Raw genomic sequence first — 16212 nt, forward strand, 5'->3', positions numbered from 1 at the left:
GAGCAGCTGACTTGTAATCAGCAGGTTATCGGTTCGAGTCCGATCATCGGCTTAAATTTTTTAACTGAGCACAGTATTTGGGTCTTTAGCTCAGTTGGTTAGAGCATCCGGCTCATAACCGGACGGTCCCGGGTTCAAGTCCCTGAAGACCCATTTTACAATTAAATATGGCTTAGTAGCTCAGTTGGTTAGAGCGCCGGCCTGTCACGCCGGAGGTCGAGGGTTCGAGCCCCTTCTGAGTCGTTTATGGGAGTTTAGCTCAGCTGGGAGAGCATCTGCCTTACAAGCAGAGGGTCACAGGTTCGAGCCCTGTAACTCCCATTTTTCTACTAAATTAATATGTGGCGGAGTAGCTCAGTTGGCTAGAGCATGCGGTTCATACCCGCAGTGTCGGGGGTTCAAATCCCTCCTCCGCTATGTCTTATTTGCATCCTGAAAGAAGGATGTTTTTTTATATTTATACTTTCAGCAATGAATCAAACTTAAGGTTATTATATAACCATGTATTTTAATAGTATAATAAGAAATTATAATTCAGCTTTTATATGTAACAATGGTAATGATATGAAAATTGGTGTCATAAGTAATTATTTATGTTAGAAACAATACAATGAAATAAGGAGGCTTGAAGCATGAAGGTATTAATGGTTAACGGAAGCTCAAACTTAAAAGGTTGTACATTTACAGCATTGACTGAGGTGGGCATGGCTTTGGAGAAACAAGGAATTGACTATGAAATTTTTCAACTGGGCCCAAAACCTATTAGAGATTGTATTGGATGTGGCAAGTGCCACGAAGGAAAATGTATTTTTAACGATGATGACGTAAATAGATTTGTAGAGATGGCTCAAGAGGCAGATGGCTTTATTTTTGGTTCTCCTGTATACTATGCTCATCCCAGTGGTCGTGTGCTCTCTTTTTTAGATAGAGTATTTTACTGTTCAACCACTGCCGCAAAACATCCATTTAACTTTAAACCAGCAGCCGCAGTTGTTTCTGCCAGAAGAGGTGGAACTACAGCATCATTTGACGTAATTAATAAATATTTTACCATAGCAATGATGCCAATAGTAGCTTCAAGTTATTGGAATATGGTGCATGGTAATTCTCCCGATGAAGTTAAGCAAGACGCAGAGGGACTGCAGACAATGAGAAATATTGGCGTAAATATGGCATGGATGTTAAAGAATATTGAGGCTGGTAAGAATAGTGGAATTCCAATGCCTGAGGTTGAACGGACACAGAGAACAAATTTCATTCGATAATGAAGGCTAATCCAAATAATTTTTTCATATTGTTGACAGAATGATAAGGTCAGGGTATAGTAGGGGTGCATAGAATAAAAAAATACGTGGGATAGTAGAATTTTTTACATCCAAGCATATATTAAAAGAGAGGTAAGAAAATGCGGATTGGCTCTGGATATGATGTGCACAAATTGGTTGAGAATCGCAAACTGATTCTTGGTGGAGTTGAAATTCCTTTTGAAAAAGGTCTTTTAGGGCATTCAGATGCCGACGTTTTAGTGCATGCTATTATGGATGCACTGCTGGGGGCGGCAGCACTGGGGGATATTGGAAGACATTTTCCCGATACGAAGGAAGAGTATAAAGGTGCTGATAGCTTAAAGTTGCTTTCCAGAGTTTTATACTTGATTTCTGAAAAAGGATATTGTATAATTAACATCGATGCAACAATTATAGCTCAGAAGCCTAAGTTGGCACCATTTATACCTGAAATGTGCCAGATGATTGCAAAAACTCTGGATATTAAGGGTAGTCAAGTAAATGTGAAAGCAACAACAGAAGAAGGCTTGGGTTTTACAGGTGCAGGCGAGGGCATTGCCGCTACAGCAGTTTGCCTTTTACAGGAAAATTGAATAAGAAAAAGGTTATGATGGAAAAGAGTAATTCTTTTCTTGCCTAACAGAGAATGGCGACCTTGGTGAAAGGTGGTGAGATTTGAAATCATGTTTACATGGTTTTATCTGTCAACATCTTGAGATACTTGGGTGGGAGTCGCTTATAGGTGGGGGAGAATGAAGTGCGTTCCTGAACTGAACAGGCGAAATTTTAGTAGTCTGTATCCGGTGACAACGTTACAGTCTAAAAGAGGGATGGTGTTGGCCATCTAATTAAAGTGGAACCGCGGAGAATATATAGCTTCGTCTTTATTTGTATAAAGACGAAGCTTTTTTATTTAAGGATAATTCCACCGAACAAATGGAATTATTAGATGCAAGATTGCTATGTGAATGAGGTTATCTTAAAAATAGGAGGAATGATTATGTTAAAGGATGCAATCAGAGTTATTAAAGAAAAAGACCCTGCAATTAAAAGCAGTATTGAGGTTTTTTTATATCCCAGTTTCTGGGCTGTAATTAATCACCGTATTGCCCATAAACTTTACAAGAAAAATAAATTCTTCTTAGCAAGATTGGTTTCGCAATTCTCCCGTTTCATAACGGGAATTGAAATTCATCCTGGTGCAACCATTGGCAAGAATTTTTTTATTGACCATGGTATGGGCATTGTTATTGGCGAAACAGCAGAAATTGGGGATAATGTAATGCTGTATCATGGAGTGACTTTGGGTGGTACAGGAAAAGATAAAAATAAGCGTCATCCTACTGTGGAAGACAATGTTATGATTGGAGCTGGTACCATTGTTTTGGGTCCTGTTACAATTGGCAAAAATTCAAAAATTGGTGCAGGATCTGTGGTGATTCAAGATATCCCCGAAAATGTAACAGCAGTTGGATCACCAGTTATGGTGGTTAGAAAAGACGGCATGCGCATTTCACCCGTTGCTCCTGAGGAGTTAACAGGATGCAAAAGAAGAGCGGTATAAATCTTTATATTCCGGTGGAAAATATAAGTATTTTTTAAGAATATATGATATAATTGCAAATAGAGTTAATCTTTTCATGGAATCTTTTCTGTAATCGTTTTTCATGGAAGAGAGCTTAAAGAGAAGTGCTTTGTAAAGAAAATGTTCTTAAAGATATTTATATTTCGAAATAAATGACTAGAAAGGATGAATCACATATGAAGGTTTATAATACCCTAACCAGACAAAAGGAAGAATTTGTCCCCATGGAGGAAGGCAAAGTAAAAATGTATGTTTGTGGTCCTACAGTGTATGATTATATTCATATCGGCAATGCACGTCCTTATGTTGTTTTTGACACCGTAAGACGTTATTTGGAGTATAAGGGCTATGAAGTAACATATGTACAGAACTTTACGGATGTAGATGATAAAATCATTAACCGTGCAAATAAAGAAAACAGTACTATGCAGGAAATATCCAATCGATATATTCAAGAAGCTTTTCATGATGCTGATGGTTTGAATGTAAAGAGAGCTACTGTGCACCCTCGTGTAACAGAGGAAATGGACTTAATTATCGAAATGGTCAAAGACCTAATAGATAAGGGCTTTGCTTATGAAGATAAGGGAACTGTTTACTATGATACAAAGAAATTTCCTGAATACGGAAAATTGTCCCGTAAAAATTTGGATGAACTGATTGCTGGTGGCAGCGAACGTGTTTCAGTTGATGATGCCAAGAAAAATCCTACAGATTTTGTTCTTTGGAAACCTAAAAAAGAAGGTGAGCCCAGTTGGAACTCTCCTTGGGGAGAAGGCAGACCGGGTTGGCACATTGAATGCTCTGTTATGGCAAAGCATCATTTAGGAGAGCACATTGATATTCATGCTGGTGGTGAGGATTTGGTTTTCCCTCATCATGAAAATGAAATCGCCCAGAGTGAAGCATGCAATGGTTGCCAATTTGCAAAATATTGGCTGCATAATGGCTTTATCACTGTAGACAACGAGAAAATGTCTAAGTCATTAGGTAACTTTTTTACAGTAAGAGATATCGCTGCACAGTTCCCTTATGAAGTAATCCGTTTCTTTATTTTAAATGGCCATTATAGAAGCCCTATCAACTTCAGCCGTGATTTAATGCAGGCCTGCCAGAATGGTCTGGAACGCATTAAAAACGCCAGAAAAGAGCTTGCCTTCTTTATCGAAAATGCCCCTATGGGAGCCATGAGCCAAGAGGAAAAGAGCCAAGTGAAGGATTTAGAAAGCTATAAAGAGCAATTTGAAGCTGCCATGGATGATGACTTTAATACTGCCGATGCCATTTCTGTAATTTATGAATTGGTTCGTTTTAGCAATATTGCTGTAAAAGCAGGTGCTTCCAAAGAATATGCTTCAAAAATCCAGAATATGCTTGATCACTTATGTGGTGTATTGGGAGTTGCTGAGTTAAGTGAAGATAGCATTTCAGATGAAGAAACAGAGAAGATTGAAGCATTGATTGCAAAAAGAAATGATGCCAAGAAAGCGAAAGACTTTGCTGCAGCCGATGCAATTAGAGAAGAATTAACAGCTATGGGAATTACCATAAAGGATACTCGTCAGGGTGTGCAGTGGTTTAGAGGTTAAATATGGATTTACAAGAACTTGATTTAATTATAGATGGTACAGGGAAGGTTGACCCCAAAGGAATGTCTCCGCTGGGTCTAGCCTATATAGGGGATGCAGTTTATGAGATGTTTGTAAGATTGACGGTATTGACAGACGGCAATGCACCGGTTAACCGTTTACACAAAAAAGCAAAAGACTTAGTCAATGCCAAGGCACAAGCCCACATGTATTTCCGCATTGCTGAGGAATTAACAGAGGAGGAAGCTTCTGTTTTTCGCCGGGGACGTAATGCAAAGTCTTTCACCACACCCAAAAATGCAGATTTAATGGATTATCGTCATGCCACAGGTCTTGAGGCATTATTCGGATATTTGTATTTAAAAGGTGAAAAACAACGGGCAATAAGCTTGTTTTCTTTGGGCATGGCGGATATAATAGAAAAATAGGACGAAAGATGAGCCGAAGGAGGGAGAGAAACCTGTTCCTTCGGCTTTCTATAACATTGTGATGTGGTTTGTGGGTTGACTAGGAATTCCCATGTGTTGTAAAAATAGTTTGTCTTTTACAATTAATATAGGTAATTGGCTAATTGGCTTAGAAAAAATGGAGGCATTTTTGTGGATAAAAAAGAAAGAGAAATTAACGAAAACCAAGTAGAAGGCAGAAATGCTGTGCTAGAAGTATTAAAAAGCGGCAGAGATATGGAAAAGCTTCTAGTATTAAAGGGAAATCTAGAAGGTACCGTAAAGCGTATTATTGCTATGGCAACAGAAAAAGGCGTAGTGATTCAGGAGGTAAGCCGTCAGAAGCTGGACGAGCTTTCTCAAACCAAAAATCATCAAGGTATTATTGCATTGGTTTCAGCTCATGAATATGTTGAGGTTGAGGATATTTTGGCGGTTGCCAGAAAGAAACAGGAGGATCCTTTTATTTTGTTATTGGATGGTATTACAGATCCACACAATTTAGGGGCAATTTTGCGTACGGCAGAATGTGCAGGAGTACATGGTGTAATTATTCCAAAACGCCGTTCCGTAGGGTTAAATGCTACAGTAGGTAAGACCTCCGCAGGTGCCATGGAATACATCCCTGTAGCCAGAGTAACCAATATTGTCAAGACTATGGAAAAGCTGAAAAAAGAAGGCCTGTGGATTGCCTGTGCCGACATGAAAGGCTTAGATCATTATGATACCAATATGAAGGGGCCTTTAGCTTTGGTAATTGGTAGTGAGGGGGAAGGCGTAAGTCGTCTGGTTCGGGAAAATTGCGATTTTACTGCCTCTATTCCCATGTATGGGCAGATTTCCTCGTTAAATGCATCTGTTGCAGCAGGTCTTTTAATGTATGAAGTTGTACGACAAAGAAAATTTACTAAGGAATAAAGATAGATATTCTTATTTTCAAATAAAAAAAATAAAGTGCAAATAGTGGTTTTGCAAATTGCGACAAAATATGTTACTCTATTGTGTATATCACTACAGAATGGAGGGGGCGCTTTTGCATAAGGAATTTTTATTGGTTGATGGCTACAATATTATTCATGCTTGGGATGATCTAAAAGAGTTAGCTCGAGATGTAAGCTTAGAAAGCGCGAGGCAAAAGCTTATGGACATCCTCTCGAATTATAAAGGTGTAAAAAACACAACCATTATCTTAGTTTTTGATGGTTATTTAGTGAAAGGGAATATTGGGTCTGTGAATCCATATCAGAATATATTTGTTGTTTATACCAAAGAGGCGGAAACGGCAGATCATTATATCGAAAGAGTAGTTACAGCCATGCCAAAGCATTATAGAGTTCGGGTGGCCACTGGAGATGGACTTGAGCAGCTCATTATCTACGGGCAAGGTGCCACAAGAATGACGGCAAAAGAGCTAAGAAAGGAAATACAAGCAGAAACAGATTATTTAAGGGAGCGGTTTATTGAAAATAGACCGCCCAAAAATAATTTGCTAGCAGATCATCTTGACCGGGAGGCGTTGGAATGGATAGAAGCGTTGCGGAGAACAAAGTAGAAGAAGGGAAAGGCGCGGATCAAGCCCCGGAGACGAGCAAGATTAGATTTGGGGCATTTAAAGATGAAGATGTTGTAACAATGGCGCAACAAGGGAATTCACAAGCAGAAGAATATTTAATGGACAAATTCAAGCCTTTAGTGAAAGCAAGGTCAAGGGCATATTTTTTGATTGGAGCAGATAGTGAGGATATTATTCAAGAAGGGATGATTGGCCTATATAAAGCCGTTCGTGATTTTAATGTGGAACGCAATACGTCCTTCTGTGGCTTTGCTGAATTATGCGTGAATCGCCAGATGATTACGGCAATTAAGGCTGCAACGAGATTCAAGCATCAACCTCTGAATTCTTATATATCTTTGAATAAACCAGTTTTTGACGATGATTCAGATCAGACCTATATTGATTTATTGCAAGAAGGGGAATTGTTAAATCCTGAAGCATTATTTATTGGCCAAGAAAATAAGGATTTTATTGAATCGCAAATGGTGAAAAATTTAAGTGGTTTTGAAACTAAGGTATTAGCCCTCTATTTGCAAGGCAGAAGTTATTTCGAAATTGCTAAAAGCTTGAAGAAGAATGAGAAATCAATTGATAATGCACTGCAAAGGGTAAAAAAGAAAATGGAGCGTTTTTTGGAACAAAATAGTCTTGACGAAACAAAGACTATGTGATAATATATACAGGCTGACGAAATATTTTTCGTGGCTATGCTGATATGGCTCAGTAGGTAGAGCGTCGCCTTGGTAAGGCGGAGGTCACGGGTTCGAATCCCGTTATCAGCTGTCTAGAACCCCCGTAAATCGGGGGTTATTTTTTTGCGTGCGGAATTCTTTAAACCTTCATTTATACACTTTGTAGTAATAGAAATTGAGTTGCCTATTTTTTCAATCATAGGGGTATATTGAAATCGCATAATATTTTGAAAAAGAAATTGCTTTCTTATGTGTAGTGAACTGTTATAATAAATGAGGTATTTTACATTGAATAAGTAATGTCTTTTGACTTAAACATTGAGACATCAAAAAACAGCCTATGTCTGGATGGCTCTATTAAATTAATCTTTTGATAAAGGGTATAATAATTATTTATTTATAAGAAGTTATGAGGTGAAATTTTGAAAAAGAAATATACAATTGGAGAAACTGCGGCCTTATTGGGAATTTCCACACAAACATTACGTTATTATGATAAAATTGGTCTGCTTTCTCCGGGATTTACCGATGAAAACACAGGGTATCGCTATTATTATTACCAACAATTTCACTTTCTTGATCGAATAAGATATCTTCAAAGTTTTGGGATGCCCCTGGAGGATATAAGAAAAATTATTCACAGTGGCAGTGTTGATTTACTGCTGCCTTATTTGAGGAAAAAGAAAGAGGATGCCTTACAGGAGCTAAAAGAAATGGAAGAGCGAATTAAGGACATCGAATGGTATATCGACTATTTTACTTATATGAACAAAGGTGAAAACCTGGATAATTTATATAAAATTCAAAAGGAGGAACGTTATATTTTAAGTGTTCCTTGCTATTATAAAGAGCAATTGGCTCAAATGGAAATACGCTTGGCGGCGGCAAAGAGCAAAAACGAATACACTCAAACAAAGTTTAGGAGGCAATATGGATATAAGATAGATTTGGATGCGCTATTTAAGAAAGAGTTTTATCCCAGAGAATATTTTGTTTATTTTAGAGGAAAGCCAGATTTAGAGCAAACAATGTATGATGTAATTCCTGCAGGAGAATATTTATGTTTTCAAACACAAGCATTGTCTGAAAATTGGGATATTGATATGCTTACCAAATATTTTGAAAATAAGCCAAAACCCAAGCTGGTTCTTGCTATGGAGTTTGAAGATAACTTAGTGGATTATGCTGATGCTCAATATGAAATCCAGATACTTCTTTAGTAATAAGTAATAATTGACCTTATAGTAGGTATAAGAATTACGATTTTATTAATGATTATTTAAGAAAGTGGTGGATAACTTGTTCAAAGAAAATACAGAAATCCTTTATAAAGGTACGGAGGATAGAGAAGGGGCGCTTCATCCTGAAACGCCGGCGATATATCCTTCCTCGGCATATATCATTGAAGATACTAGGGATTACGATTTTGCAAATAATGGCGGAAAATATTTTTATAATAGAACCGCTAACCCCAATCGAGATGGATTAGCAGAAGCCATTTCCTATTTGGAAAATGGCGAAAGCACATTAGTATGCTCCTCAGGGATGGGTGCAATTTCCACAACCCTGTTAGGTTTGTTAAAATGTGGAGACCATGCCGTTTTCAATAAAAGCATTTATGGTGAAACAATCGAATTAATTGAGATTTTGGAAGGCTTTGGCGTTCATGTATCTTTAGTGGATTTTACAAATATTGATGAATTTGAAAATGCCATGAAAGATGATACTAAAATAGTCTATACAGAAATTATTGCAAATCCACTGACTCTGGTTGTTGATATTGAAAAGATCAGCAAAATTTCCCATTCCTTTGGTGCAATGGTAGTTGTGGATAGTACCTTTACTACACCTTTTGTAATTAAACCCCTTGATTTTGGAGCAGACATTGTTATTCATAGTTTAACAAAATTCTTTGGTGGGCACAGTGATGTTACTGGTGGGTCAATTACTGCCAGCAATGACATTATAAAGAAATTGAAACAAAGTTACTTATTGCTGGGAGCATCTTTGGATGCAAACTCAGCTTGGCTTTTACAAAGAAGTATTAAAACCATGGGATTAAGAATGAGAGCACAATTGGATAATGCTGTTCTTGTGGCTGAAGCATTAAGCAAAAATCCTCACATTCAGTGTGTTTATCATCCCAGCTTGGAAAATCATCCTCAACATGCATTAGCAAGCCAAATTTTTTCCTATGGATATGGTGCCATGATAAGCTTTTCTGTAGAGGACAACAGAGAAAAAGTGGATGAATTCATTCGTCGACTGAAAGTGATTAAGTATTTAGGTACCCTAGGTGGAATTAGAACAACATTAGCTCACCCTGCAACAGCCTTTCGGAATGAGTTTACAGAGGAGGAGTTGAGAAAAATGGGCATTCATGAAGGACTCATTCGTATTTCAACAGGAGCAGAAGATGTGGGGGATCTAATAGAGGATTTAAACCAAGCTCTAGAGGTATTTAACAAGGCACTATAAGGCATAATTTAGTTTTATAAAATCGGAGGGGATTTTACAAGATGGACAGTATCTTGCAAGTTTTATGGGCAATTTCAGATTTTCTATGGGGCACACCCATGACCGTTGCATTGGTTGGGACGGGGCTTTATCTTACAATTAAGTTTAGATTTGCGTACATTTTTAGAATCAAATTTCATTTTAAAAATACATTTGGGAAAATGTTCAAAGCGGGGGAAGGCGAAGGAACAGTTTCAGGTTTTGCAGCAGCTTGTACCGCTATGGCCAATACCATAGGTGTAGGGAATATTGGTGGTGTAGCAACAGCGATTACCATGGGTGGACCCGGAGCAATATTCTGGATGTGGATGTCCGGTCTTTTGGGAATGAGTACAAAGGCATGTGAAATTATTTTAGGACAAAGATACAGAGTTAAATATAACAAATCCATGGATGAATATCTTTGCGATAGATCCTTTGTTATGAAGAATGCCCTTGGATGGAAAAAGGGCTCCATTATCTTAGCGGTATTTGTATTTATTTTTGGACCTTGGACCAATGCTGTTCAAACTGAATCTGTAACAAGCTCTTTGTATGAAGCATTTCAGATTCCTCCTATTATCTCTGTAGTAGTAATTGGAATAACATGCTTTGTGACAATTGCTGGCGGTTTAAAGAGAATTTCCAGTGTTATGGAAAAAGTAGTTCCTTTTATGGCATTGGCTTACATAATATCCGGCATTGGAATTTTACTTATGAATTTTGATGCAGTACCCGGTTGTGTAGCTTTGATTTTTAAAAGTGCTTTTACACCCATGGCTGGTGTTGGTGGTTTCGCTGGTGCTTCTGTTAGAGATGCTATCAGATATGGTATTGCTCGTGGGCTTTACTCCAATGATGCTGGTACCGGTTATGGCATTGTTGCCCATGCATCAGCTCAGACAGACCACCCTGTTCGTCAGTCCTCTTGGGGTTGGGGCGAAGTATTCTTGGATACGATTGTTGTTTGTTCTGTAACTGCATTGTCAATCATTTTAACCAATTCCTATATTGACTACCCTGATATCACCAGTGCGCAATTGACCACGGTAGCATTCAAAGTAGCATATGGTAGATTTGGTGGATATTTCATGGCATGTGCGATTTCAGTTTTTGCTTGGACAACCATTATCGGTATGTATTACAGCTGTGCTAAGTCTGTAAACTATGCCCTTGGTGATACTGATTTGAATAAAAAGTTTTCTCCTATTTACATGGTATATTTCTTAATCCCTGCTCTTGTATTTTATAATATTAAGGCGGACATGCTTTGGGCTTTTACAGATATTTTAAGTGCAATGTATGTAATTATTACATTAACCTTCATTTATGCGAAGCGGAAAGAAATTTACAGATTATACAATGACTTCTGGAACCGTTTTATTCCTGAACTGAAAGCAGGAAAAAATCCTGAAAGAGTTTCTTACGAAACCATTGAAAATGAAGTATCAAAATAATATTATTTTAAAATGCCTTAAGAGGTTATCTTAAGGCATTTTTTATGGGAGGTCATTATGGACTTTATAAAACGTGCGTGGGTTGAAATATCTATTGAGAACTTAAAATATAATTTTTATAAGATTAAAGAGTTACTAAACAAAAATGTAAAAATAATGGCTGTCTTAAAAGCCAATGGGTATAATTGTGGTGATGTAAGACTTGCTAAGGAATTAGCAGCATTAGACGATGAAATCCAATTTGCAGTATCAAACGTAGAGGAAGCAATTCAAATCAGAAAAGGAGGAGTTCTAAATCCCATTTTAATTTTGGGGTACACCCCTCCTGAATATGCAAATTTATTGTTGGAATACAATATCACCCAAACCCTAGTATCCTACGATTATGCGTTGGAACTGGAGAAAGTTCTGCAGAAAGAAGAACAAAGGCTGAAAATACATGTAAAACTTGATACAGGTATGGGCAGGATTGGAATCCGCTGCTATGATGACAATTTAGATGATGCCATTGAGAAGGTTACGAGAATTTGCAAAAATGAATCATTTGAGGTAACAGGATGCTTTACTCACATTGCAACTTTCTATGAAAATGACCAAGAGTCTTTGGAATACTCTCAACTTCAGTTTGCAAGATTTAACAAGATTACAGATGAACTGTTATCAAAAGATAATTATCTGGGAATTTTACATTGTTTGAATTCTGCCGGTACCGTAAATATGCCGGAAATGCAAATGGATATGGTGCGAGTAGGAACGTTGATTTACGGGGCATTACCCAAGATTAACAACCATAAAGGCATTGCCTTTAAACCAATTATAACGATCAAATGCCGTATTGGAAAAGTAAGTGATGTAAAAAAAGGGGATTATATTGGCTACAGTAGAGCATTTTGTGCGGATAAAGATTTAAGGGTCGCTGTATTAACCATAGGTTATTCCGATATTTTGCGCATGGGGTCAGGCAAAGGTTTTGTTTTGGTTAATGATATACCATGCCCTGTGATTGGGGGCGTTTGTATGGATCAAATGGTGGTTGATATATCCAAAGCCGGTGAAGTGAAGGCAGGAGATATTGCTGTGGTATTGGGGCAATATCAGGAAAGGGAAATCGATTTTGCTGCAATGGCAGAATTTTTAAAGTGTGGGGAAGAAGAGGTTTATTGCCACATTACCTATCGTCCAACAAAAGTATATATATAATTTATAAGCCATGAAGTGATTCTCATGGCTTATTTTAAAGAACAGATAAATTTCACAAGCAGGTGCATCTTATTTTTGGTTGCTAAGAGGGATGCATAAAGTTCTGGCCATTAACTTATTAGAGAGCATTTTCTAGTTGGAATAGAAATAGTAAAAAAGAAAGGGTTAATAACCTCGCTTTTTAAGTAATGACATCAAACTTAATGTCCCTTATGTTTCTCCTTGCGCTTTTTTTGCCGCAATTCGAATTTTCTCTCACTTTCAGCCTCTTTATTCTTTCGGGAGCAGGTCCTTCGCTCTTGTTTCCCTTGCTCCTGTTGAAGTTTAAGTGCTTGCTGTGCCTTTGTTCCCACTCCCTTGCTTTGCAGTTGGTGTTTAATTTCACGCTGCATACGCTTAGGATTTACGGGTTTTTCTGTAATACATTGGGCATCCTTAGATGCATAAAACCGCAGATAGGTCCATTTTTTGAGAAGCAAGTCATAAACCTCATAATCCTTTGGCTCTGCACCAAACGTAATTTTACAGACTTGGTACTCTCCTTGGGCTTCACGCTCATAAACGCCCACCCAAAAGGGATCCTCAAAAAATACAGTAAATTTCCATACGGTTTTTAACATAGCTTTCCCTCCTTTTAGTTTAAAAAATACAAAGAAGGGACAACCAAGGAGGCAGGTTACTGACAGGCTATTCTGCGTCCGGACTACCAACCGAACCGTGTTTTTATCTTTGCAGTTTGAGTATAACATAATGACGAGCGTTTTTAAATAATAACCATATTGATTCACCTTTAGAATCCCTCGAAATTAGATTACTGGTTTATTCTTGTGTACCAATATATTTAAACGATAAGAATAAAATTTTCATTTTGCCATTCACACAGTCAGGTAAAAATGGGAAAATCCAATCCTGTAGAATTTAAGTATTAATACAAGCATTAGGGGTGAAGAATTGGTGCCCTGAGTTTTGTTTTGAAATATTCGGTAAAGTATGGAAACTGGAAGGTTGTGAAAGTGGGCAAATTATTGGAATCAGAATTTGACTCAGCATATTGGGAATATGGAGATCTTTATATGAAATAAATTAAATGTTTAGTTACAAAAATGCAAATTACACTTTGGTATGATAAAATGTAATTTGCATTTTTTGTTGATATTTGTTAAAATAGATGAAAAGAAAAAACTTTTTTCATTGGAAAATATAATTTTATTTATCGAGTTATAGTTACAAATATAATTTTGTAACTTAGAAAAGTAAAAGATTTCGTCTAAGAAGTTATTAGTTATTCAGAGCTAGGAAGATAAAATCAAGATAATATAAAAAATATTATTAAAATTCTATTAAAATAATGTTTATATTATAATTTTATATTATTATATAATAATGTTTTATATTTTATCATATTTTAAATTTACTGTGATTATGATTTTATGAAATCTTAAAGAGTTATCAAAGAAAAGTCTAAGATGAGAAAGTAAATGGGTGGAAATCAATGCGATATTTACCAATAAATAAAGTGAAAGAAAATTCAATATTGGCCATCCCTGTATATAGCGACAGTGGAAGCATTCTTTTAAACGCAAATACCATATTAAAGCAGTCTTATCTAAAAAAGCTTGAATTGCTTGGGTATGTGGGCTTATATATTTATGATGATATTTCCAACGGAATTGTTGTAAAAGAATTGCTGTCTGAGCAAACCAAAAGAGATACAGTTGCCGCACTGAAATTATTAAATTTGGATTCTTGCCGATTGATGGCCCACTCTATTGTGGATGAATTATTGGAAAAATCAGATGTCTCATATGATATGGTGAATATTGCGGCCTTTGATAATTATACCTACATCCATTGTATTAATGTGTCAGTCTTATCTGTTATTGTTGGCATAGGCATGGGGTTAAATTATTCCCAATTAAAATATCTTTCAGAAGCGGCACTGCTTCACGATATTGGAAAAGTATCTATTAGTTTGGACATTTTGAATAAAAAGGGCAAGCTCACAGAGGAAGAAATGAATATCATGCGTTGTCATTCTGAAGAAGGTTATAATATGCTGAAGGATAATTGTATGATTTCTGGTTTAGTAAAAAACGCAGTACTATCTCATCATGAAAATGAAGATGGAAGCGGTTATCCTCGCCAATTATCAGACAAGCATATCCATATTTATGCAAAGATTATCCATGTTTGTGATGTATATGATGCGCTGGTGTCCAATCGTGTGTATAGAAGGGCCATGAATCCGGCGGATGCCCTAGAGTACTTGATGTCAAATTGTTATATCATGTTTGATATCGATTGTGTTAAAAAGGTTTTAGAATATGTATCTCCCTATCCTACGGGAATTTCTGTTGAGCTTTCCAATGGGCAAGAGGCAATCGTGGTGCAACAAAATCCCAAGCACTACCTAAGGCCTAAAGTTATGATTACTGCAACAAAGGAAGAAATTGATTTAATGGAAGTTTTCAATTTAACGATATTAAAAATTTTAACATAAAACAAAGCTCCCTGTTTCTCGAATCAGTATTATGCTGAAATGAGGAAAAGGGAGTTTTTTGATACGGCTATTTAACTTTTTGAGTAATAAATGTGCAACCTAAACAATACTGAAAAGAAGCTTATCAAGTTTGAAATCTATTTTTATTGAGCTTGCTCTGTTACTGCTTTGGCAAAGCATTGGAAGGTATCACCCTCTCTTTTTTCTGCATTAGGTATCAAGTTAAAAAAGCAACTGGGGATTTCCTTTAGCTTGAGATTTTTAGCAATGCAGGGTGTACAACCTTTATCGTGTTTACTTGGATGTAAAGGACATGAAAGGTTCTGGCAAGTGCAGATTTTATTAAAAGTATCCATGATATCAACTCCTATTGTTTTCTCATTCTTATAGCATTTATGATACATATTTTCGCCCAGACTGTCCAGAAAAAAAGCGCTGGAAATGGTACTAAAAAAGGGTCGTTTTACCGAACCCTTTTTGTTTTATCTATATTCAATGATCTCAATGCCGTTCTTCTTAAAAATTTCATAGGCATGTTGAATTTGGGATGCTGTAGGCGTAGTGAAATCAATAAACTTTTCTTCTATTCCCAAGGAAATATATTTGGCTTTGCCCAACCCATGGTAAGGAAGAAGCTCCACATTGGCTTTCGGTAAATTTTCCTTTATGAATTGAGCTGTTTTTTCCAGATTATCATCACTTAAGTTTACTTCAACAATTGTAGGAATTCTAATTGTCATTGGAACTCCTGTTTGATAGACTTTTATTGCATTTTCTAAAATGATTTCATTGCCACAACCTGTGAATTCTTTATGTTTTTCGCTATCTAGATGCTTAAGGTCGAAAAAAATGTGGCTGAATTTAGGTAATAGATCTTCCACTGCTTCGAAATCAAAATGCCCGCAGGTCTCCACCCAGCTGTCAATTCCCAATTCCTCAAATTGATTTAATAAGACCCGCATAAATTTATGCTGTAAAAAGGGTTCTCCTCCTGAAAAAGTAACCCCTCCGCCTGAATAGCGGAAAAATAGTGCATCTCTCTCTATCTTTTTCACTAGTGTATCTACACTTTTCTCCGTGCAAGCAATGTCCAAGGCTTTTTGTGCACAAATCGCAACACATTTTCCGCAAGCATTGCAGATATCATTAGGCCGTTCCATTTTGCAGGGAACAAGGTCCATGGGACAGACATTGGCGCATTTCATACACCCAATGCATTTATGCCGATAAAAAACCAATTTGCTTTTTGTTGTCCAAGATTCGGGGTTGGCACACCACTGACACCGCAGATTGCAGCCGGCAAGAAAAATAGTGGTTCTTACGCCATCGCCATCATGTATAGAATAGTCCTGCATTTGAATGACAATACCACTGTTTGTACATTCCACCATAACGACCTCCTACTG

The 16212-nt window shown here is 37.0% G+C and carries 16 protein-coding genes, 5 tRNA genes and 1 other annotated feature; of the genes, 18 read left to right on the forward strand and 3 right to left on the reverse strand.

Going from position 1 to position 16212, the window contains the following annotated elements:
• Positions 1–79: 79 nt before the first annotated feature.
• From NE558_RS04945 to alr, 17 genes are all read left to right on the forward strand, one after another.
• Positions 80–153: transfer RNA gene (locus tag NE558_RS04945), tRNA-Ile, on the forward strand.
• 16 nt (positions 154–169) lie between these two features.
• A tRNA-Asp gene (locus tag NE558_RS04950) sits at positions 170–243 on the forward strand.
• A gap of 5 nt (positions 244–248) precedes the next feature.
• Positions 249–321 (forward strand) — tRNA-Val (locus tag NE558_RS04955).
• A gap of 22 nt (positions 322–343) precedes the next feature.
• A tRNA-Met gene (locus NE558_RS04960) sits at positions 344–417 on the forward strand.
• Positions 418–632: 215 nt separating this feature from the next.
• Positions 633–1265: a flavodoxin family protein gene (locus NE558_RS04965; RefSeq protein ID WP_256148809.1), complete on the forward strand. Its 633-nt coding sequence runs from the start codon at positions 633–635 to the stop codon at positions 1263–1265.
• A 140-nt stretch (positions 1266–1405) separates the two neighbouring features.
• Complete coding sequence (ispF, locus tag NE558_RS04970; RefSeq protein WP_256148810.1) at positions 1406–1879, forward strand: 2-C-methyl-D-erythritol 2,4-cyclodiphosphate synthase; 474 nt, start codon at positions 1406–1408, stop codon at positions 1877–1879.
• A gap of 5 nt (positions 1880–1884) precedes the next feature.
• Positions 1885–2175: a binding site (T-box leader), on the forward strand.
• Positions 2176–2286: 111 nt separating this feature from the next.
• Positions 2287–2850 carry a serine O-acetyltransferase EpsC gene (gene epsC, locus NE558_RS04975; RefSeq protein ID WP_334303599.1) on the forward strand — a complete coding sequence of 188 codons (564 nt, stop codon included), beginning with the start codon at positions 2287–2289 and terminating at the stop codon, positions 2848–2850.
• 197 nt (positions 2851–3047) lie between these two features.
• On the forward strand, positions 3048–4460 hold the full coding sequence (cysS, locus tag NE558_RS04980) for a cysteine--tRNA ligase (protein WP_256148812.1): 1413 nt from the start codon (positions 3048–3050) through the stop codon (positions 4458–4460).
• Positions 4461–4462: 2 nt separating this feature from the next.
• Positions 4463–4888: a Mini-ribonuclease 3 gene (locus NE558_RS04985; RefSeq protein ID WP_256148813.1), complete on the forward strand. Its 426-nt coding sequence runs from the start codon at positions 4463–4465 to the stop codon at positions 4886–4888.
• Between the two features lie 171 nt (positions 4889–5059).
• Positions 5060–5824: a 23S rRNA (guanosine(2251)-2'-O)-methyltransferase RlmB gene (gene rlmB, locus NE558_RS04990; protein WP_256148814.1), complete on the forward strand. Its 765-nt coding sequence runs from the start codon at positions 5060–5062 to the stop codon at positions 5822–5824.
• A gap of 115 nt (positions 5825–5939) precedes the next feature.
• On the forward strand, positions 5940–6458 hold the full coding sequence (locus tag NE558_RS04995; RefSeq protein ID WP_256148815.1) for an NYN domain-containing protein: 519 nt from the start codon (positions 5940–5942) through the stop codon (positions 6456–6458).
• Positions 6428–7132 carry an RNA polymerase sporulation sigma factor SigH gene (gene sigH, locus NE558_RS05000; RefSeq protein WP_256148816.1) on the forward strand — a complete coding sequence of 235 codons (705 nt, stop codon included), beginning with the start codon at positions 6428–6430 and terminating at the stop codon, positions 7130–7132. Before NE558_RS04995 ends, sigH begins: the two co-directional genes overlap by 31 nt.
• 38 nt (positions 7133–7170) lie before the next feature.
• Positions 7171–7243, forward strand: a tRNA-Thr gene (locus tag NE558_RS05005).
• Positions 7244–7575: 332 nt separating this feature from the next.
• A complete protein-coding gene (locus NE558_RS05010) occupies positions 7576–8373 on the forward strand; it encodes a MerR family transcriptional regulator (protein WP_256148817.1) in 798 nt (265 codons plus the stop codon).
• A 79-nt stretch (positions 8374–8452) separates the two neighbouring features.
• The gene (locus NE558_RS05015; protein ID WP_256148818.1) at positions 8453–9631 is read left to right on the forward strand and encodes a trans-sulfuration enzyme family protein; all 1179 of its coding nucleotides are present in this window, start codon (positions 8453–8455) and stop codon (positions 9629–9631) included.
• Positions 9632–9672: 41 nt separating this feature from the next.
• The gene (locus tag NE558_RS05020) at positions 9673–11106 is read left to right on the forward strand and encodes an alanine/glycine:cation symporter family protein (RefSeq protein WP_256148819.1); all 1434 of its coding nucleotides are present in this window, start codon (positions 9673–9675) and stop codon (positions 11104–11106) included.
• Between the two features lie 57 nt (positions 11107–11163).
• Positions 11164–12306: an alanine racemase gene (alr, locus tag NE558_RS05025; protein WP_256148820.1), complete on the forward strand. Its 1143-nt coding sequence runs from the start codon at positions 11164–11166 to the stop codon at positions 12304–12306.
• A gap of 200 nt (positions 12307–12506) precedes the next feature.
• Here the strand turns inward: alr and NE558_RS05030 are convergent, their stop codons facing one another.
• Positions 12507–12926 (reverse strand): YjdF family protein, encoded by a 420-nt coding sequence (locus NE558_RS05030; protein ID WP_256148821.1) that lies wholly within the window; start codon positions 12924–12926, stop codon positions 12507–12509.
• 872 nt (positions 12927–13798) lie between these two features.
• On the opposite strand from NE558_RS05030, the gene NE558_RS05035 reads away from it, so the two are divergent.
• Positions 13799–14806 (forward strand): HD-GYP domain-containing protein, encoded by a 1008-nt coding sequence (locus NE558_RS05035; protein WP_256148822.1) that lies wholly within the window; start codon positions 13799–13801, stop codon positions 14804–14806.
• A 143-nt stretch (positions 14807–14949) separates the two neighbouring features.
• Here the strand turns inward: NE558_RS05035 and NE558_RS05040 are convergent, their stop codons facing one another.
• Entirely contained in the window at positions 14950–15162 is a 213-nt protein-coding gene (locus NE558_RS05040) for a DUF6485 family protein (protein WP_256148823.1), read from the reverse strand.
• A gap of 126 nt (positions 15163–15288) precedes the next feature.
• Complete coding sequence (locus tag NE558_RS05045) at positions 15289–16197, reverse strand: glycyl-radical enzyme activating protein (protein WP_256148824.1); 909 nt, start codon at positions 16195–16197, stop codon at positions 15289–15291.
• Positions 16198–16212 lie beyond the last annotated feature (15 nt).

The organism is Anaerotignum propionicum (assembly GCF_024461735.1).
Classification (GTDB): domain Bacteria; phylum Bacillota; class Clostridia; order Lachnospirales; family Anaerotignaceae; genus Chakrabartyella.